Annotated in this window: 15 protein-coding genes; 6 read left to right on the top strand and 9 right to left on the bottom strand. The window is 67.1% G+C overall.

The window, feature by feature from the left end; translation table 11 throughout:
- Positions 1 to 9 precede the first annotated feature (9 nt).
- The 4 genes from AC07OY_RS14930 to AC07OY_RS14915 all read left to right on the top strand — a co-directional run bounded on the left by AC07OY_RS14930 (position 10) and on the right by AC07OY_RS14915 (position 6,730).
- Entirely contained in the window at positions 10 to 795 is a 786-nt protein-coding gene (locus tag AC07OY_RS14930) for an alpha/beta hydrolase (RefSeq protein WP_495043382.1), read from the top strand.
- A gap of 23 nt (positions 796 to 818) precedes the next feature.
- Positions 819 to 2,030 (top strand): efflux RND transporter periplasmic adaptor subunit, encoded by a 1,212-nt coding sequence (locus AC07OY_RS14925; RefSeq protein ID WP_495043381.1) that lies wholly within the window; start codon positions 819 to 821, stop codon positions 2,028 to 2,030.
- Positions 2,031 to 2,105: 75 nt separating this feature from the next.
- A complete protein-coding gene (locus tag AC07OY_RS14920; protein WP_495043380.1) occupies positions 2,106 to 5,333 on the top strand; it encodes an efflux RND transporter permease subunit in 3,228 nt (1,075 codons plus the stop codon).
- 8 nt (positions 5,334 to 5,341) lie between these two features.
- Positions 5,342 to 6,730 (top strand): efflux transporter outer membrane subunit, encoded by a 1,389-nt coding sequence (locus tag AC07OY_RS14915; RefSeq protein ID WP_495043379.1) that lies wholly within the window; start codon positions 5,342 to 5,344, stop codon positions 6,728 to 6,730.
- 148 nt (positions 6,731 to 6,878) lie between these two features.
- Here the strand turns inward: AC07OY_RS14915 and AC07OY_RS14910 are convergent, their stop codons facing one another.
- From AC07OY_RS14910 to AC07OY_RS14900, 3 genes are all read right to left on the bottom strand, one after another.
- Complete coding sequence (locus AC07OY_RS14910) at positions 6,879 to 7,547, bottom strand: GNAT family N-acetyltransferase (protein WP_495043378.1); 669 nt, start codon at positions 7,545 to 7,547, stop codon at positions 6,879 to 6,881.
- The gene (locus tag AC07OY_RS14905) at positions 7,544 to 8,020 is read right to left on the bottom strand and encodes a MarR family winged helix-turn-helix transcriptional regulator (RefSeq protein ID WP_495043377.1); all 477 of its coding nucleotides are present in this window, start codon (positions 8,018 to 8,020) and stop codon (positions 7,544 to 7,546) included. The genes AC07OY_RS14910 and AC07OY_RS14905 overlap by 4 nt, the downstream gene beginning before the upstream one ends.
- Before the next feature lie 109 nt (positions 8,021 to 8,129).
- Entirely contained in the window at positions 8,130 to 8,333 is a 204-nt protein-coding gene (locus tag AC07OY_RS14900; protein ID WP_056266871.1) for a hypothetical protein, read from the bottom strand.
- Between the two features lie 558 nt (positions 8,334 to 8,891).
- Between AC07OY_RS14900 and AC07OY_RS14895 the strand changes: the two genes are divergently transcribed.
- Together AC07OY_RS14895 and AC07OY_RS14890 are read left to right on the top strand one after the other, a co-directional pair.
- Complete coding sequence (locus tag AC07OY_RS14895) at positions 8,892 to 9,449, top strand: thymidine kinase (protein ID WP_495043376.1); 558 nt, start codon at positions 8,892 to 8,894, stop codon at positions 9,447 to 9,449.
- 30 nt (positions 9,450 to 9,479) lie between these two features.
- Positions 9,480 to 10,421, top strand: coding sequence for a 5'-nucleotidase (locus AC07OY_RS14890; RefSeq protein WP_495043375.1), 942 nt, complete (start codon positions 9,480 to 9,482; stop codon positions 10,419 to 10,421).
- Positions 10,422 to 11,152: 731 nt separating this feature from the next.
- On the opposite strand, the gene AC07OY_RS14885 is transcribed toward AC07OY_RS14890, so the two are convergent.
- From AC07OY_RS14885 to AC07OY_RS14860, 6 genes are read right to left on the bottom strand one after another with little or no spacing between them, the layout of a single operon-like run.
- Positions 11,153 to 11,668, bottom strand: coding sequence for a response regulator (locus AC07OY_RS14885; protein ID WP_495043374.1), 516 nt, complete (start codon positions 11,666 to 11,668; stop codon positions 11,153 to 11,155).
- Positions 11,665 to 12,960 (bottom strand): response regulator c-di-GMP phosphodiesterase, NosR family, encoded by a 1,296-nt coding sequence (gene nosR / locus AC07OY_RS14880; protein WP_495043373.1) that lies wholly within the window; start codon positions 12,958 to 12,960, stop codon positions 11,665 to 11,667. The genes AC07OY_RS14885 and nosR overlap by 4 nt, the downstream gene beginning before the upstream one ends.
- Positions 12,957 to 13,853, bottom strand: coding sequence for an ATP-binding protein (locus AC07OY_RS14875; RefSeq protein WP_495043372.1), 897 nt, complete (start codon positions 13,851 to 13,853; stop codon positions 12,957 to 12,959). The genes nosR and AC07OY_RS14875 overlap by 4 nt, the downstream gene beginning before the upstream one ends.
- A 9-nt stretch (positions 13,854 to 13,862) precedes the next feature.
- Positions 13,863 to 14,714: an HDOD domain-containing protein gene (locus AC07OY_RS14870; RefSeq protein ID WP_495043371.1), complete on the bottom strand. Its 852-nt coding sequence runs from the start codon at positions 14,712 to 14,714 to the stop codon at positions 13,863 to 13,865.
- Positions 14,711 to 14,851, bottom strand: a complete 141-nt coding sequence (locus AC07OY_RS14865) for a hypothetical protein (RefSeq protein WP_495043370.1) — start codon at positions 14,849 to 14,851, stop codon at positions 14,711 to 14,713. Before AC07OY_RS14865 ends, AC07OY_RS14870 begins: the two co-directional genes overlap by 4 nt.
- On the bottom strand, positions 14,848 to 17,658 hold the full coding sequence (locus tag AC07OY_RS14860) for an EAL domain-containing protein (protein ID WP_495043369.1): 2,811 nt from the start codon (positions 17,656 to 17,658) through the stop codon (positions 14,848 to 14,850). Before AC07OY_RS14860 ends, AC07OY_RS14865 begins: the two co-directional genes overlap by 4 nt.
- Positions 17,659 to 17,796 lie beyond the last annotated feature (138 nt).

Below are 17,796 nucleotides of genomic sequence, written 5' to 3'. Positions count from 1 at the left end.
TTTCGGTCCATGGACAAGATCGCCTCCCCTGCCACTTTGCGCCTCGGCCCCGCGCCGGGCCTGATGGCCCAGGTCTATGCCGCGCGCCGGCCGCTGGAAGGCGGCGACCGCGCCCTGCTGCTGTGGCTGCATGGCGGCAGCTTCACCGACGGTTCGCTGGAAGCCACCCAGGCCCGCGGCGAGATGCTGGCCCAGGCCGGTGCCGATGTCGTCGCCCTGGACTACCCCCTCGCGCCCGAGCACCCCTTCCCCGCCGGCCTGAGTGCCGCCTTCGAGGCTCTGCAGGCCCTGGCCGCCAAGCCGGCCAAGCTGACGGGTTCGGCACACACGGCTCTCTTCGTCGCCGGCGAGGAAGCCGGCGGCAATATCGCCGCGGCCCTGGCCCTGATGGCACGCGACCAGCACGCGCCCCGCCTCGCCGGCCAGCTGCTGATCTCGCCCATGCTGGACCCCCAGCTCGGCAGCGCCTCCATGCGCGAAGGCGAATGCGGCGGCTGCGAATGCATCTATGCCAGGGGCTGGCAGGCCTATCTGGGTGACTGCACCCGCGCCGACCACCCCTATGCGGTGCCGCTGAACGCCAGCCGCCTGACCGGCCTGGCCCCCGCCCTCATCCTCAGCGCCGCCGGCCATCCGCTCAACGATGAATCGCGCCGCTACGCCACCGCCCTGCGCGAGCACGGCGGCAGCGCCCGGGACCTGACGCTGCCGGCCGTTGCGCCGGGCTATGCGCTGAATCCCATCCACGAGTTCCTGCGCGAGGCAGCCCGCCGCGCGCTTTCGCTTCCTGCTTGAACCACCCCCCGGGAGAAATAGAAATGCAGTCCACCCCTCCTCGCTTCAACCGCCGCCTCGGCTTTATCGCCGGTGCCGCCGCCCTCGTGGCCCTGGGTGCCGTCGGCATCGGCCAATTCGGCAGCCACAACGCTCAGGCCAATACCGGCCCTGGCGCGCCCCAGGCCACGCCGGTCTCCGTCGCCCAGGTTGTCAGCCAGGAGGTCTCGGCCTGGAACGAGTTCTCCGGCCGGCTGGAAGCCGTGGACCGCGTCGACGTGCGGGCCCGCGTGTCGGGTGCCGTGCAGGCCGTGCACTTCCGCGAGGGCAGCCTCGTCAAGGCAGGTGATCTGCTCGTCACCATCGACCCCGCGCCCTACCAGGCCGACGTGGCCCGAGTGGAGGCCCAAGTGGCCGCCGCCCAGGCACGCGTGACCTACACGCAGAGCGAGCTGGCCCGCAGCAAGGCCCTGCTGGAAGAGCGCGCCGTCGCCAAGCGCGACTTCGATGAACGCGACAACGCCGCTCGCGAGGCCGCCGCCAATCTGCGCGCCGCCCAGGCCGCGCTGCAGACGGCCCAGCTCAACCTCGGCTACACGCAGGTGCGCGCGCCGGTGGCCGGCCGCGTCGGCAAGATCGAGGTGACGACGGGCAATCTCGTCGCCGCCGGCGCCGGTGCTCCGGTGCTGACGACGCTGGTCTCGGTCAGCCCCATCTACGCCAGCTTCGACGCCGACGAGAAGATCGTCGGCAGTGCCCTGGCCGCCCTGCCGGCCGACCGCCGTGGTCTGGAGAAGATCCCCGTCGAGATGGCCCATGGCGGTGCCGACTCGCTGACCGGCCGTCTGCAATTGGTCGACAACCAGGTCGACGCCAAGAGCGGCACCCTGCGCGTGCGCGCCGTCTTCGACAACAAGGACGGCCGCCTGCTGCCGGGCCAGTTCGCCAAGCTGCGCATGGGCCAGGCCAGGAACGAGCCGGCCCTGCTGGTGAATGAGCGCGCCGTCGGCACCGACCAGGACAAGCGTTATGTCATCGTCGTCGGCGACGGCAACCAGGCCGAATGGCGCGGCGTGACCCTCGGCGCCAACGTCAACGGCCTGCGCGTCGTGACCAGCGGCCTCAAGGGCGGCGAGCGCATCGTCGTCGGCGGCTTGCAGCGCGTCAGGCCCGGCTCGGTCCTTGCACCCAAGGACGTCGCCATGGATGCCAAACCGGAGCTGGCCGCGCAGCAGGCCGCTGCCAAGAACTCCTAAGCCCTTCCCCCACAGAAACCCCGCTTGGCGGGCCGGTTCAGCCGGCCTGCGGGCGGCGTGCTGCCGGAGCACCTCATGAATCTCTCCAAATTCTTCATCGACCGCCCCATCTTTGCGGGCGTGCTGTCGCTGCTGATCTTCATCGGCGGCCTGCTGTCGATCCGCGCGCTGCCGATCTCGGAATACCCCGACGTCGTGCCGCCCTCGGTCGTCGTGCGCGCCCAATACCCCGGCGCCAACCCCAAGGTCATCGCCGAGACGGTCGCCACGCCCCTCGAGGAAGCCATCAACGGCGTCGAGGACATGCTCTACATGAGCAGCCAGGCGACCACCGACGGCCTGATGACGCTGACCGTCAGCTTCAAGCTGGGCACCGACCCCGACAAGGCCCAGCAGCTGGTGCAGAACCGCGTCTCGCAGGCCGAAGCGCGCCTGCCCGAGGAGGTCAAGCGCCTGGGCGTGACGACGGTCAAGAGCAGCCCCGACCTGACCATGGTCGTGCACCTGACCTCGCCCAACGGCCGCTACGACATGACCTATCTGCGCAACTACGCGCTGCTCAACGTCAAGGACCGCCTCGCGCGCATCCCGGGCGTGGGCCAGGTGCTGATGTTCGGCTCGGGCGACTATGCGATGCGCGTCTGGCTGGACCCGCAGAAGGTGGCGGAGCACGGCCTGTCGGCCAGCGACGTCGTGGCCGCCATCCGCAGCCAGAACGTGCAGGCCGCCGCCGGCGTCGTCGGCGCTTCGCCGGGCTTGGCAGGCATCGACCTGCAGCTGTCGGTCAACGCCCAGGGCCGCCTGCAGACCGCTGAAGAGTTCGGCGACATCATCGTCAAGAGCGGCTCAGGAGGCGCCGTCACGCGACTGCGCGACCTCGGCCGCGTCGAGCTGGGCGCCAGCGAATACGCGCTGCGCTCGCTGCTGGACAACAAGCAAGCCGTCGCCGTGCCCATCTTCCAGGCCCCGGGCGGCAATGCCCTGGACATCTCGGCCAATGTGCGCGCCGCGATGGAAGACCTGAAGACGGCCATGCCCGAAGGCGTGGACTACACCATCGTCTACGACCCGACGCAGTTCGTGCGCGCCTCCATCGAGTCGGTCATCCACACGCTGCTGGAAGCCGTGGCCCTGGTGGTGCTGGTCGTCATCCTGTTCCTGCAGACCTGGCGCGCTTCCATCATCCCGCTGCTGGCCGTGCCGGTGTCCATCATCGGCACCTTCGCCGTCATGCACGGCTTCGGCTTCTCCATCAATGCGCTGAGCCTGTTCGGTCTGGTGCTGGCCATCGGCATCGTCGTGGACGACGCCATCGTGGTGGTGGAGAACGTCGAGCGCAACATCGCCAACGGCCTCTCCCCGCGCGACGCGACCTATCAGGCGATGCGTGAGGTGTCCGGCCCCATCATCGCCATCGCGCTGACGCTGATCTCGGTCTTCGTGCCGCTGGCCTTCATCACCGGCCTGACGGGCCAGTTCTACAAGCAGTTCGCGCTGACCATCGCCATCTCGACGGTGATCTCGGCCATCAACTCGCTGACGCTGTCGCCGGCGCTGGCCGCCATGCTGCTGAAGGGCCACGATGCGCCCAAGGATGCGCTGACCCGCGGCATGGACGCCGTGCTGGGCCGCTTCTTCGGCGGCTTCAACAAGCTGTTCACCAACGGCTCCAACAAGTACGGCAGCGGCGTGAAGACGCTGATGTCGCGCAAGACGATCATGATGCTTGTCTACCTGGCCCTCGTCGCGGCGACGGCCGGCCTGTTCAAGGCCGTGCCCGGCGGCTTCGTGCCCGGCCAGGACAAGCAATACCTGATCGGCTTCGCCCAGCTGCCCGACGGCGCCACGCTGGACCGCACCGAGGACGTCATCCGCCGCATGACCGACATCACGCTGAAGACGCCGGGTGTCGAGCACGCCGTGGCCTTCCCCGGCCTGTCCATCAACGGCTTCACCAACAGCTCGAGCTCGGGCATCGTCTTCGCGACCCTCAAGCCCTTTGACGAACGCAAGAGCAAGGATCTGTCGGCCGGCGCCATCGCGGGCAAGCTGAACGCGCAGTACGGCGCCATCGAGGACGCCTTCATCGTCATGTTCCCGCCGCCGCCCGTGCAGGGCCTGGGCACGACGGGTGGCTTCAAGCTGCAGCTGCAGGACCGCGGCGGCCTCGGCTACGAGGCCATGGACCAGGCGCTGAAGGGCTTCATGGCCAAGGCCTACAAGACGCCCGAACTGGCCGGCCTGTTCTCGAGCTACCAGGTCAATGTGCCGCAGCTGTTCGCCGACCTCGACCGCACCAAGGCCCGCCAGCTCGGCGTCGCCGTGACGGACGTGTTCGACACCATGCAGATCTACCTCGGCAGCCTGTATGTGAACGACTTCAACAAGTTCGGCCGCACCTACTCGGTCCGCGTGCAGGCGGACGCCGCCTACCGCGCCCGGGCCGAGGACATCGGCGCGCTGAAGGTGCGTTCCAACACCGGCGAGATGGTGCCGCTGTCGGCGCTGATGAAGGTCCAGCCCAGCTTCGGCCCCGAGCGTGCCATGCGCTACAACGGCTTCCTGGCCGCCGACATCAACGGCGGTGCCGCCCCCGGCTTCTCGTCGGGCCAGGCCCAGGCTGCTGTCGAGCGCATCGCCGCCGAGACCCTGCCCCCGGGCATCGGCTACGAGTGGACCGACCTGACCTACCAGGAAAAGATCGCCGGCAACTCGGCCGCCTGGGTGTTCCCGCTGGCCATCCTGCTGGTCTTCCTGGTGCTGGCCGCCCAGTACGAGAGCCTGACCCTGCCCATCGCCATCCTGCTCATCGTGCCCATGGGCCTGCTGGCGGCGATGACGGGCGTGTACCTCAGCCATGGCGACAACAACGTCTTCACGCAGATCGGTTTGATCGTGCTGGTCGGCTTGAGTGCGAAGAACGCCATCCTGATCGTCGAGTTCGCCCGCGAGCTGGAGTTCGCCGGCCGCACGCCGATGCAGGCGGCATTGGAGGCGGCGCGGCTGCGGCTGCGTCCCATCCTGATGACGTCGATGGCCTTCGTCATGGGCGTGCTGCCCCTGGTGCTCTCCACCGGCGCCGGCGCCGAGATGCGCCAGGCCATGGGCATCGCGGTGTTCGCCGGCATGATCGGCGTGACGCTGTTCGGCCTGTTCCTGACGCCTTTGTTCTACGTCATCGTGCGCCGCCTGACGGGCAATGCGCCGCTGCGCCACCACGGTGGCGTGGTGGCAGCGCCCACCGCGCCCACCACCCACCCTGCGCAGCCCTTCATCGACGCCCTGCCGCAACGCGGAAAGTGATTCCCATCATGAGAACGACTCTGACTTCTCTGGTCGCTGCCCTGGTCCTGGCCGGCTGCGCGTCGGTCGGCACCGTCGACCCAGCCCAGCTGCCCCAGGCGCCTGATGCCTACAAGACGGCCAGCGCAAATGGCGCAGCTGCACTGACCGCCAGCTGGTGGCAGCCCTTTGCCGACCCCGTGCTGGACGACCTCGTCGGCCGCGCGATGGCGGCCAATACCAGCGTGCAGGCCGCCGCCAACCGCCTGGCCCAGGCCCGCGCGGCCCTGGGTGGTGCCGAGGCTGCGCGCATGCCGCAGCTCGGCATCGCCGCCGGTGCCGGCCGTGCTGCCGACCCCGGCGCGCGCGGCATCAACCAGTACAACGCAGGCCTGAACCTGGCCTATGAGCTGGACCTCGGCGGCCGCCTGCTGCATGAACGCAATGCCGCATCGCTGGACGTGCAGGCCCGCGAGCAGTTGCTGGCCGATGCCCGCCTGCTGGTGCAGGCCAATGTGGCGCGCGGCTATCTGGCGCTGCGTGCGCTGGATGCCGAGCGCGAGATCGTGCGCGGCACCGTCGCCGCCTATGGCGAGACGCTGTCCCTGACCGAGAAGCGCGCCCGCGCCGGCGACGTGGCCGACCTGGACCTGGCGCGCGTTCGTGCCGAGCTGGCCGCCAACGAAGCCGAGGCCCTGGCCCTGGACCGCCGCCGCCTGGAGCTGGAAACTGCGCTGGCCGTGCTGCTGGGCGAGCCGGCCTCCAACTTCCGCCTCGCGCCCACTGCCTGGGCGACCGCCCTGCCCATCGTGCCCGCCGGCCTGCCATCTGAGCTGCTGCAACGTCGCCCCGACCTCGCCGCCGCACGCAGCCAGCTGCAGGCCGCCCAGGCCCGCGTCGGCGAGGCGCGTGCCGCCTGGTGGCCCAGCCTGTCGCTGACCGCCCAGGGCGGTGGCGTGTCCAGCGAGTTGTCCAATCTGCTGAAGAGCGGCGCCAGCACCTGGGGCGTCGGCCTCTTGGCTGCGCTGCCTATCTTCGACGGCGGCCGCCGCGAGGCCGGTGTCAACGCGGCCAAGGCCCAGCTCGATGGCAGCGCCATCGCCTTCCGCGAGCAGTTCCTGCTGGCGCTGAAGGACGTGGAAGACCAGCTCGGCGCGCTGACCCTGCTGCAACAGCAGGGCGAGGCCAATGCCCGCGCCGTCAGCGCGGCCAGCCAGGCCCTGAAGCTGTCGGACACACGCTATCGCAACGGCCTGGTCAGTCAGCTGGAACTGCTCGACGCGCGCCGCAGCGAGCTGGCCAACAAGCGGGCCGCGTTGCAGGTGCGCTCGGCGCAATACCAGGCCACGGTCGGGCTGATCCGGGCCTTGGGCGGCGGCTGGAGCAGCGACCCCAGCGTCAAACTGGCTGGCGTCTAGGGAACGTTGAATGAGTCCTCGTGATGCAGCGCGCCCTGGTTTGGGATGAGATGCAAGGCGCAAAACGGAGTCGGGTTGAACACCCGACGAGTATTTGCAACGCAACAGATCGCCCAAAGCAGGGATGCGCTGCGCACGAAGGGCTCGTTCAGCGTTTCCTCAGGACGGCGATGTTCACCGTGGCCCGCGTGACGAAGCCCAGGCTTTCGTAGAGCGCGATCGCGGCGGTGTTCGTCGTCCAGGCGTGCAGGAAGGCCTGCCCGCCACGCCGCTGGATATCGGCCGTCACGGCGGCCGACAAGCGCCGCGCCAGGCCCCGGCCGCGGAAGTCGGGGTGGGTGCAGACGCCGCTGACCTCGACATGGCCGGGGAAGCGCATGCGCTCGCCGGCCATCGCGGCAAGCCGCCCGTCGATGCGGATGCCGATGAAGCGGCCCATGGTGTGCGTCCGCGCCAGGAAAGGGCCGGGCTCGGTCAGCGTTGCCAGCGCCAGCATCTCGGCGGCGTCGGCATCGCCAAGCACTTCCAGGCCCTCATCGGCCTGGAGGACGCGCGTCGCCATCATCTGCACGCCCAGCGCCTGCTTCGCGGCCATCAGCCCCGGCGGCACGACGATGGGCGGTACCTGGGCCAGGAAGACGGCGTCATCGCCCGGCTTCACGAGTTCGGCCAGGGCGGCCAACTGGGCCGGGCTCTCATCCGGCGTCGCGGCAAAGCGATTGATATCGGCCTTGAAACGCCGCGCGCGCTCATCACCGACGCCCCAATGGGGCTGATGCCGCAGGCTGGCCCAGACGGGTCTGTCGAGCTCGCTCATGACGGCACCCGCTGCATCAGCGGCGCTTCGATCAGCGCGTCTTCCAGCGCCGCGAGCTGGGACAGCAGATCGCCTTCCAGACCCGCACAGGCCTCGGCGACGGCCGCCTCGATGGCCGGCCAGGCCTCGGTCTGGGACCGCTCCACCAGCTTCTCGCCCTTGACGGTGAGGCCGATGCGGCGCACGCGCCGGTCCGCGTCGGAAGCCTCCGAGCCGACCAGGCCTTCGTCCTCCAGGCCCTTCAGCGAACGCGTGACCACGGGCTGGCTGACGCCGACCGCCTGGCTCAGTTCGCCGACGCTCAAGGGCCCCAGGCGGTCCAGCGCCGCCAGCAGCGGAAACCAGGCCGCCGGCTGCTCGAAGCCATGCGCGGCCAGCACCGCCTGGGTCTGGGCCTGCAGCGTCTCGCCAATGCGCTTGAGCCGGGTACCCAGGCTCAGATGGCCCAGCTCCTTGACGACGTCCTCGACCATGGCGCCTCCTGCTTCATCGATATACATATCATGCTATGCATTCGATCAAGCCGCGTCAATGTCGTGGCCGCAGGGCGCGCCAGGCGCAGCCCGTCAGCAGGAGATCAGCTCAGGGCAGGGTCTTGCAGTTGGGCTTGCAGACCACTTCGTTGCGGCCGAGCAGCCGGATGGACTGCAGGCTGGCCGGGGCGCGGTGCTTGCCGCACTTGAAGCAGGAGCGGGTATGTCCGCTGCCGAGGAAGGGCGAACCGCCGATCTTGGACTGATAGCGCAAGCCATCCTGGCGGACCGCGGTGACGGTGTCTTTGCTCATTCTTCAGACAGGTCAGGGACGAAACATGAATTGACTCACGCCGAAGATGACAGCGCCATCTCGCAAGCCCCAGGTTTCTGACTGAACAGTGTGAAACCGCGGGCTTTCCCGACCTCGATCCGCGGGGTTCGACTGCGCGGACAATGCCGATCCGCTTCAAACGACCCCATGGCCAAGCTCTTCTTTCGTTATGCCGCGATTATTGGGTGCTGCGAAAAGTCAAAGTTCTCCTTCGGCTCATACGCTTGAGCCGGTCTGGGGCAGCAACAAGCCTTCAAAGGAGGCTCTCGCATCGGCTCCGTCTGGCTGACAACGCGACTCTGTGAGCACCTGCGAATGGCTAAAGTGCAAAGTTTTGCAGGGGCTCCATGCGGGGTGAGTCTCGCCGCGGCGCAGCCGCGGCCGCCCCTCCACCCTCCTTGGGCATTTCACTACCGGCGATGAGCCAATTGCAAGCCTCATGCTTCGTTGTCTGCACATGTAGCAAGACATGCTCTGGCTCGAAGAAGACTGCTCCCGTGGCAATGAAAAAACGGCGAGCATAGAAAGGATTTTTATATGGCGCGCCTCTTTTTGCGTTATTCGGCGATGAATGCCGGCAAGAGCACGTATTTGCTTCAGGTCGCCCACAACTATGAAGAGAATGGGCGCGAGGTGCTGCTTCTCACTTCGGCTCTAGACACCAGGGACGGCTCAGGAATAATTTCCTCTCGTATCGGCCTTAAAAGGCCGGCCATGACGTACAACGAAAATACTGATTTCAGCGAATTGCTTAAACACGTAGATGTAGCCTGCGTTCTGATCGACGAGGCGCAATTTTTATCGTTCAATCAGGTTCGCGATTTACACCGTTGGGTTCATCAGAAGAGCATTCCAGTAATTTGCTTTGCAATACGTTCGGATTTTCAAGGAAACCCGTTCCCTGGGTCTGCGGCGCTGCTAACGCTGGCGGAAGACATTGAGGAGATAAAAACCATTTGCGAATGCGGCAAGCGCGCCACCATGAATTTACGAACGGACGACTCCGGAAAACGCGTTCGCGAGGGAGAGCAAATTTTAATTGGCGGGAACGATCGTTATCGCCAAGTTTGCGCCCGCTGCTTTTACACAGACTAGCAAAGTCCGATAAAGGATCTGAAAATAAAAATGGCATACGAACTAGAAAACCGTCTTGTTATCGGAGTCGCGTCTAGTGCTGTTTTCGACCTCAGCTCGTCGGATGCTGTTTTTCGGAGCGAGGGCGAAGAGCAGTACCGCAAGTACCAAGAGCAGAATCTTGATGTGCCTTTGCCCACGGGGATTGCGTATCCGTTCATCAAGCGTCTCTTAGCACTCAATGACTTGAGTCCCAGTGAGTCAGATCCACTGGTGGAGGTAGTGCTACTTTCGCGAAACGACCCGGATACGGGCCTAAGGGTGATGAAGACGATCGAGCACTATGGCCTGGGAATGACTAGGGCAATATTTATGCAAGGTCGGTCGCCCTATGAATACATTCCTGCACTGAATATTGCTCTGTTCCTTTCAGGAAATAAGCCTGACGTTCAAGCGGCAATCGGCTTAGGACACCCAGCCGGCCACGTTCTCGATTCCAAGGTATACGATGACGAAAACGACAAAACACTGCGAATCGCATTCGACTTCGACGGAGTCCTAGCTGGTGACGAATCAGAAACCGTCATGCAGGCTTCTGGCTTAACCGCCTTCCACGACCACGAAGTGAAGAATGTTATGCAGCCGCACCATCCCGGCCCGCTGAAAGAATTCTTGGTTCGCATTTCAAAGATTCAGTCCGCAGAAGAGTCATACAAGAAGCAGAATCCGGAATACGAGAATCGAATTCGCGTTTCTATCGTGACGGCGAGAAATGCCCCATCACATGAAAGGGCTCTCAAAACATTAAAGAGCTGGGGCGTCATGGCAAATGACGCTTTCTTCCTTGGGGGCATCGAAAAGGGAAAGGTTTTGGGCGTGTTGAAGCCACATATCTTCTTCGATGACCAGTCAGGACATCTAAAATCCGCTAGCGCAGTGGTTCCGTCGGTTCATATCCCGTTCGGGGTCACCAATCAACCGGCGAAAACGTAGGCCTGCCTGATGTTTCGATTCGACGGACAGGATCGCTGAACCTCTGCGTCGTCTTCGTCGTCTGAGCCAAGGCTCACCGTCGACGGTCGCCCAGTGGAAACCTGGACGTCGCCGGGTATTGGCTCTGTTACATTGACTTCCGTGGCGCGGCCTCGGTTCCGTCACCCTGCTTTTCCTCCCTGAGCAGGCCTGCGACAGCGTAGGTTCCTGCCACTCGGCGATTCGCTGCGGGGCTTTCTTTCTGGCCCTACCGAGACTCGCGCGCCTTCGCTTGCGACCATTGCTCTCACACCCTTCAAGGGCGCTACGCGATGGTTCAGTTGGATGCGAAGTTTGCTACCGCATGGTCCACAAGCGCTCGGAGCTTCGCCGGTTGCTGTCTTAGGCTCGGGTGATGGTCGCTGGCTCTCACCGGCTGCTTCACTTGCGGAACCGGTCGCTCGACGCGGCTCGAGTACTCGTGCAGGCACAAACGACTGCTCTCGCCCGTTGCGAAAGGCGCCCCGTTGAGGCCACCGGCCCGCGCGTCGGGGGCGTCAGCAATGTGCCCAAAGCGGAAGGTCGCGATCGACGACGAAGGACGGCGCCGCAGCGTGTGCAGTTTTTCGGTCTGGCCCCAGATCTGACCGCTGCAGGCGCCAAAGCAGTCGACAGCGAGGCGACCAGCCCGCCGCTGTTCACGCCCGCGTGCCTCGACTTGGCGGCGTCGGCAAACTTGATCTACGGCAGCCTCACAACACACCCGGTCCCGTCGGCGGCGGGCCTGGCATCAGCACCTCGCCGTTCGGGCCCCAGTCGACCTGGGTGATGCCCGGCTCCAGCGCTTCCAGCCGGCGCCGTTCCAGCTCGTAGGCGCTGGGCATCGCATAGGGGTCGAAGGCCAGCGCGGCCTGCAGATCGGCGAGCAGCTGCGCCTCGCTCCAGGGCTTGGGGATGAAGCGGAACACCCCGGCGCGATTCACCGCGGCCAGCAGGGTGCCGAAGTCGGCCGCGGCGCTGAGCATCAGGCGCACTGCGCGCGGGTCCAGCTCGCGGGCGCGGGCGAGCAGGCTGACGCCGTCCAGCCCCGGCATGCGGTAGTCGCTGATCAGCACATCGAAGCGCTCCTGCTTCAGGCGCTTAAGGGCCTGCAGCGGATCGCTGCACAGCGCCACGCTGAGCTGCTGCGGCGTGAACTGGCGCTGCAGCAGGCGGCGCAGGGCCTGCAGCACCGGCATCTCATCGTCGACGATGAGCAGGCGCTTCACGGCCCGTCCTCCTGCGGCGGTTGCACGCACAGCAGCAGGCTCAGGCCATGCTTGCGCTCGAAGCCCCGGATGCGCTCTATCAGATCGTCGCCGAGACGCTGGCCGGCCGACAGCAGCAGCACGCCCTCGGGCGACATGAAGTCCTTGGCCAGGATCTGCCCGGCGCGCAGCTCCGCAGTAGACAAGCGCAGCATGGCCGGCTTGGGCCTCGCCGGCGCGGTCGAGAACAAGCTGACGAAGGCATCGACGACGGCCGGGTCGAATTGGCTGCCACGCCCGGCGATCACCGCCTGGCGGGCCTCGAAGGGGCTCAGGACCTGGCCGTCGAGATGGCCGCTGCGCAGGTCCTCGTAGGCATCGGCCACCGCCAGGATGCGGGCGCCGAGGGGGATGGCCGTGGCGCGCAGGCCGTCGGGGAAGCCCTGCCCGTCCCAGCGCTCGTGGTGGGCGCGGATCAGCGGCGCCACGCCCTGCATGTCGTCGCTGGCCAGCAGCGCCTGCTCGCCCAGCACCGGGTGCAGGCGGTAGCGGCGCAGCTCGTCACGATCCAGCTTGTTCAGCGGCCGCGCCAGCACCGCGTCGCTGAGACCGATGTGGCCGATGTCGTGCAGCAGCGCGGCGATGGGCAGATCGCGCGCCGTATTGGCATCCACCGTCATCACCTGGGCGATGCGCCGCGTCAGGTCGGCGACCTGGCGGGCATGGCCGACCTGGGCGCGGTCGCGCAGCTCGATCAGCGCGGTGAAGGCCTTGATCGAGGTCAGGTAGTTGCGCTTGAGCCTGTCGTTGGCGGCGGCCAGCTCCTCGGTGCGCAAGGCGACGCGGACCTCCAGACTCGCGTTCAGCGTCTTCAACTCGTGGTTCTGCTGTTGCGTCAGGCGCTCCAGCGCCCGCTTGTCGGCTTCAAGCTGCTGCATCTCGGCGACCTGCCTCAGGGTCAGCAGCAGCTCTTCATCGTTCCAGGGCTTGGCGATGTAGCGGTGCAAGCGGCCGTGGTTGATGGCGGCGATGGTCGAGCTCAGGTCGGCCTGACCGGTCAGCAGCAGGCGCGCGGTCTGCGGCCAGTCCTGGCCGATGCGTTCGAGCAGCTGTACGCCGTCCATGCCCGGCATGCGCATGTCCGACAGCACGGCGTTGACGGGCTCGCGGGCGAGCAGGGCCAGGGCCTCCTCGGCGCTGCTGGCGGTCAGGATGCGCCAGCCGCTGCTGCGGAACAGCCGGCGCAGCGCGGCCAGGATGTTGGGCTCGTCGTCGACGGCAAGCAGGGTCCAGGGCATCGTGTCTGCGCTCATGCCGCGGCTCCCGGGGCGGCCGTGCGCCGCACCGGCAGCGTGACGCGAAAGCACGAGCCCCGGCCCGGTTCGCTGCGCACCTCGATGCGGCCCTGGTGCTTCTGCACGATGCCATACGCCAGCGACAGGCCCAGGCCGGTGCCGCGGCCGACAGGCTTGGTGGTGAAGAAGGGGTCGAAGATGCGCGGCAGGTGTTCGGGCGCGATGCCACAGCCATCGTCCTCGACCTCAACCCAGACCTTGTCGCCGGCATCGCCGCTGCGCACGGCGATCAGGCCACGTTCCGGGCCGATCGCGTGGGCCGCGTTGACGAGCAGGTTCAGGAACACCTGGTTCAATTCCGAGGGCAGGCATTCGATGTCGGGCAGATCGCCGTACTCGCGCTTCACCTCGGCCCGGTACTTGATCTCGTTGGCGACGATGTTCAGCGTCGAGTCGATGCCCTGGTGCAGCGAGGCCCAGACCCATTCCTGGTGGGTGTCGACACGCGAGAAGTCCTTCAGGTCCTGGACGATCTGGCGCACCCGGGAGAGACCCTCCTTGGACTCGCCCATCAGCATCGGGATGTCCTGCTTCAGGTAGTCGAGTTCTACCCGCTCGCGCAAGGCCGCGAGCCGCTCCGCGACGGCGCTGCCTTCCAGCGCTGCCTCGGCCTGCTCGTAAGCCTCGAGCATCTCGAACAGACGCTCGAGATAGGCCTGCAGCGTGCCGAAGTTGGAGAACACATAGCCGATCGGGTTGTTGATCTCGTGCGCCACGCCGGCGGCGAGCTGCCCGATCGAGGCCAGCCGTTCGGACTGCAGCAACTGGTCCTGCGCGCTGCGCAGGCTTTCGTTCAACGCGCGCAGTTCCTGGTTGGCGCGTTGCAATGAGAGGAGTTCGGAGTCGGTCATGGGGGTCCTTCAGTGAAGCAGCGCCTCGCAGATGGCCTCGAACTGGGCCTCGGTGTGCGTAAACACCCGCTGGCAGGCGGCGTCGTCCAGGCCGCAGGCGGCCCAGACCGGCAGCGCCACGCTGGGCACCGCCTCGTCGGCATCGCCGGCCAGTCCCAGCGCATGGGCGATGGCGTCGGCGACATGCGCGATGCCGGTCAGCGTCAGCCCGGCGGCGGCCGGCGGTGCGTGGTGCTCGCGGATGGCGTCGACGATGGCCGGCGAGAAGTTCCAATGCCCAGCGATCAGCCCGCCGACCTCGGCGTGATCTATGCCGAGCACGGCGCGCTCAGCGTCGTCGGCGGGGCAGTCTTGCTCGTGCCTCCAGCGTTCGACCTCGGCATAGGCCGGTGCAAATGCACTGGCCAGGGCCAGCCGCCCGATGTCATGCAGCAGCCCCACCGTAAAAGCCAGGTCGGCGTCGTCGCGCCCCAGTTCGCTGGCAAGCGCCTGTGCGCTCAGGGCGCTGGCCAACGAGTGGCGCCAGAAGGCGCCGTGGTCGAAATCGGCGGGGTGGCCGAAGCTGCCGGCCAGGCCGGCGGCCGTGACAACCCCGCGCACGGTGCGCAGGCCCAGCACGCCGATCGCCTCCGCCACCGACCCAACCCGCCTGCCACGACCGTAGAAGGACGAGTTGGCCAGGCGCAGGGTCTTGGCGGCCAGGGCCTGGTCCTGAGAGATCTTGGTCGCGAACTGCTCGGCGCTGAGCCCTTCCTGCCCTAGCGACTCGACCAGTTCGAGCACCAACGAGGGCAGCGGCGGCAGGTCGCGCAGCGCGGCGAGCAGCTCGTCGCGGCTGATGGCTTGCGAGGCCGTGCTCATCGCGGCGACTCCTGGCGATACCGGCGCACCGGATGCAGCAGCGGGTGCACCCGCCCTTCACGCAGGCTGTAGCGGAACAGTTGGGCCAGCGCCGCCGGCTCCACCGGTGCTTTCTCGGGAATGTTTTGACTGCTCATTTCGAATCCTCGGTTTGCGGCAGCAGCACCAGCAGGCGGCCGCGCGCATTGCCGTCCAACAGACGGCTGATCGCCCACCAGCGGCGCCCGGCCAGCGTCACCAGCATGGCGACGCCGTCCAGTGCTTGCTGCAGGTTGGACGGCAACTGCTCGCCGGCCGGCTCACCCAGCCGCTCGACGGCCAGACCGCACAGCGCGCGAGCCGGCGCATTGGCGAACACCAGGAGGCCTTCGTCGTCGATGCCGAACGCGGGCACCGGCACGGCATCCAGTAGCTCCTGCGCCGCCTCGCGACTGCCGACCTCTCGCAGGTTGCGTTCGCGCTGGGCGCTCAGTAGCGTCTGCAGGCGCCGATTCAGCTCGGCCAGTTCCCGGTTGGCGGCCTGCACTTCGTGGCCGAGGCGGCGGTTCTGGTCGGCCATCTCCTTCATCGCGAAGGCCTCGCGCAGATGGGAGCGCAGCTGCTCGTCGTCCCAGGGCTTGGCGAGGAACTTGTAGATCGCCCCCTCATTGATCGCGTCGGTGATCGACTGCAGCTCGGTGTAGCCCGACAGCACCAGGCGGATGGTCTCCGGGTACAGCTGGCGGGTGCGGCGCAGCAGCTCGACGCCGGTCATGCCCGGCATGCGCTGGTCGGACAGGATCACGTCGACCTCGTGCCGTGCCATCTGCTCAAGCGCCTGCTCCGCGCTGGTGCTGCTGAGCACCAGCCAGCCTTCGGCCCGCAGCAGCCGGCGCAGCGCGGCGAGGATGTTCTCCTCGTCGTCGACCAGCAGCAGGGTGCGCTGCCGCGAACGCCGGCCGATCAGCGCTGCATCGATCTGCCGGCCCTCGCGTAGCATGGTCTCGACGGCCTCCGCCGGCACCGCGGCGCTGAACCAGTAGCCCTGCATCTGGTCGCAGCGATTGGCGGCCAGCAGCGCGGCCTGTCCTTCGCTTTCGACGCCTTCGGCGAGCACCTTCATCTGCAGCTGCTGGGCCATGGTGATGATGGCGCGCGTGATCGACACCGCTTCCGCCGGGGCACTGACGTCGGGCACCAGCGAGCGGTCGATCTTGACCACGTCCACCGGCAGCCGGCGCAGATAGCTCAGGCTGGAATAGCCGGTGCCGAAGTCGTCGAGCGAGACCTCGACGCCGAGGGCGCGCAGCGCCTCCAGGTGCTGCACGGCCTGGTCGAAGTTGGCGATCAGCATGCTCTCGGTGACCTCGACGCCGAAGCGCTGCGGGTCCAGGCCGCTGGCCGCGAGCAGGGCCTCGATGCGCCGCGCCAGGTCCGGCTGCAGCAGCTGGCGTGCCGACAGGTTGACCGCCATGCGCAGCGGCGGCAGCCCGTCGCGCTGCCAACGGGCAGCCTGCTCGATGGCGTGGCGCAGCACCCAATCGCCAATCGGAACGATCAGGCCGGTTTCCTCGGCGATGGGGATGAACCGATCCGGGGCGACGGCCCCCAGCGTCGGGTGCCGCCAGCGCAGTAGGGCCTCGACGCCAACGATGCGGCCATGGCCCAGGTCAACCTGCGGCTGGTAGTGCAGTTCGAGCTGTTCGTCACGCAGCGCATGGCGCAGTGCGGTCTCCAGCGCCAGCCGATTGGGGTCGTCATCGTGCGGTGCGCCGGCATAGAAGCTGACCTGATTGCGTCCCAGCAGCCTGGCCTGGTGCAGCGCGGCGTTGGCGCGCCGCACCAGGGTGTCGGCGTCGTCGCCGTCTGCGGGTGCCGAGGCAATGCCTATGCTGCAGGTGATGTGGATCTCTTGTCCTTCGACGAACATCGGCCGGGCAATGGCATCCAATAGTGCCTGCGCCGTATGCAGCGCCGGCACTGTTGGGGCCGGCATTACGATCACGAACTCGTCGCCTCCGCGGCGCGACACCAGGTCGATGCTGCGTACGGTGGTGGCGAGGCGCTGGGCCGTTTCGCGCAGCACTTGGTCTCCGATGTGTGTGCCGAGGCCATCGTTGATGCGCTTGAAACGATCGAGCTCTAGCAAGAGCACCACGGTTTCGGTGCAGGTCTGCAGGGTCGCGCTCAGGCGCTCGTAGAGCAATTGGCGGTTCGGCAGACCCGTCAGCTCATCGAACTGCAGCAGTTGCTGGATGCGACGTTCGGCGGCCCGGCGTTCGCGCAGGTCGTCGATGCAGACATGTGCGAAGGAGGTGTCGCCGCTGGTCACCAGGCTGACGGAGACATCGACCGGAATCTCATGGCCTGCCTGGTGGCGGACTTGGGTCTCGAACCGCAAGGAGCCGCGTTCGCACAACTCGCGCCAGCGCTGCGGCCACTGCGCCTCGTTGACCTGGGTGTCGATGTCGGGCACGCGCAGCCGCAGCAGTTCGGCGTGCGCCAGACCGAGCAGCCGGCATGCCGCCGCATTTGCATCGAGAACCGCTCCGTCGGGCCCGACCTGGAGCAGGGCGTCGTTGGCCTGTTCGACTGCGTGGCGGGTCAGCAGCAATTGCTGCTGGGCCTGCTCGCGTTCGCTGACGTCGCGTGCGGAAGGAATCAGCCAGAGCACGCGTCCGTCGGGGCCGAACAGCGGCAGCAAGGAAAAGTCCATGGCCAGTGTGGCGCCGCCGGCAGTGGTAATACGCACATCGAAGCGCGAGGCTTCGCCGCGGGCCGCGCTGGCCAGGGCCCGCTGCACGCGCCCCCTCGACACTTCGCAGGCCTGCCACCAGGGCGTGGCCTCGAAGCGCTGGCCGAGCACCTGATCCGGCGTGCAGCCGACGGCCTGCAGCGCCGCCTGGTTGGCGTAGCGCAGCCGGCCATCAACATCTAGCAGGCCGGCAAAGACCGAGGGGCCCAACCTGTCCATCACCTCGTGCAGGGACAGCTCGGGGCCGGATGCGGGGGGGCTGGACGGCACCAGCGTCAGCGCGGCATGGCGGTGCGGCATACGCGAGGCAGGGTGGGTTTGGACATGCCTTCACTCTGCCCGGCGGCC

The sequence above is a fragment of the Roseateles sp. GW821-FHT09H10 genome (genome assembly GCF_059415865.1).
Note: the sequence above shows the minus strand (reverse complement) of the source record. Positions and strands in the feature narration are given on the sequence as shown.

What these genes read in the sequence shown, in the direction of transcription:
- AC07OY_RS14930 (WP_495043382.1), top strand. Translation starts at nt 10, where the DNA reads ATGGACAAGATCGCCTCCCCTGCCACTTTGCGCCTCGGCCCCGCGCCG.
- AC07OY_RS14925 (WP_495043381.1), top strand. Translation starts at nt 819, where the DNA reads ATGCAGTCCACCCCTCCTCGCTTCAACCGCCGCCTCGGCTTTATCGCC.
- AC07OY_RS14920 (WP_495043380.1), top strand. Translation starts at nt 2,106, where the DNA reads ATGAATCTCTCCAAATTCTTCATCGACCGCCCCATCTTTGCGGGCGTG.
- AC07OY_RS14915 (WP_495043379.1), top strand. Translation starts at nt 5,342, where the DNA reads ATGAGAACGACTCTGACTTCTCTGGTCGCTGCCCTGGTCCTGGCCGGC.
- AC07OY_RS14910 (WP_495043378.1), bottom strand. Translation starts at nt 7,547, where the DNA reads ATGAGCGAGCTCGACAGACCCGTCTGGGCCAGCCTGCGGCATCAGCCC.
- AC07OY_RS14905 (WP_495043377.1), bottom strand. Translation starts at nt 8,020, where the DNA reads ATGGTCGAGGACGTCGTCAAGGAGCTGGGCCATCTGAGCCTGGGTACC.
- AC07OY_RS14900 (WP_056266871.1), bottom strand. Translation starts at nt 8,333, where the DNA reads ATGAGCAAAGACACCGTCACCGCGGTCCGCCAGGATGGCTTGCGCTAT.
- AC07OY_RS14895 (WP_495043376.1), top strand. Translation starts at nt 8,892, where the DNA reads ATGGCGCGCCTCTTTTTGCGTTATTCGGCGATGAATGCCGGCAAGAGC.
- AC07OY_RS14890 (WP_495043375.1), top strand. Translation starts at nt 9,480, where the DNA reads ATGGCATACGAACTAGAAAACCGTCTTGTTATCGGAGTCGCGTCTAGT.
- nosR (WP_495043373.1), bottom strand. Translation starts at nt 12,960, where the DNA reads ATGAGCGCAGACACGATGCCCTGGACCCTGCTTGCCGTCGACGACGAG.
- AC07OY_RS14875 (WP_495043372.1), bottom strand. Translation starts at nt 13,853, where the DNA reads ATGACCGACTCCGAACTCCTCTCATTGCAACGCGCCAACCAGGAACTG.
- AC07OY_RS14870 (WP_495043371.1), bottom strand. Translation starts at nt 14,714, where the DNA reads ATGAGCACGGCCTCGCAAGCCATCAGCCGCGACGAGCTGCTCGCCGCG.
- AC07OY_RS14865 (WP_495043370.1), bottom strand. Translation starts at nt 14,851, where the DNA reads ATGAGCAGTCAAAACATTCCCGAGAAAGCACCGGTGGAGCCGGCGGCG.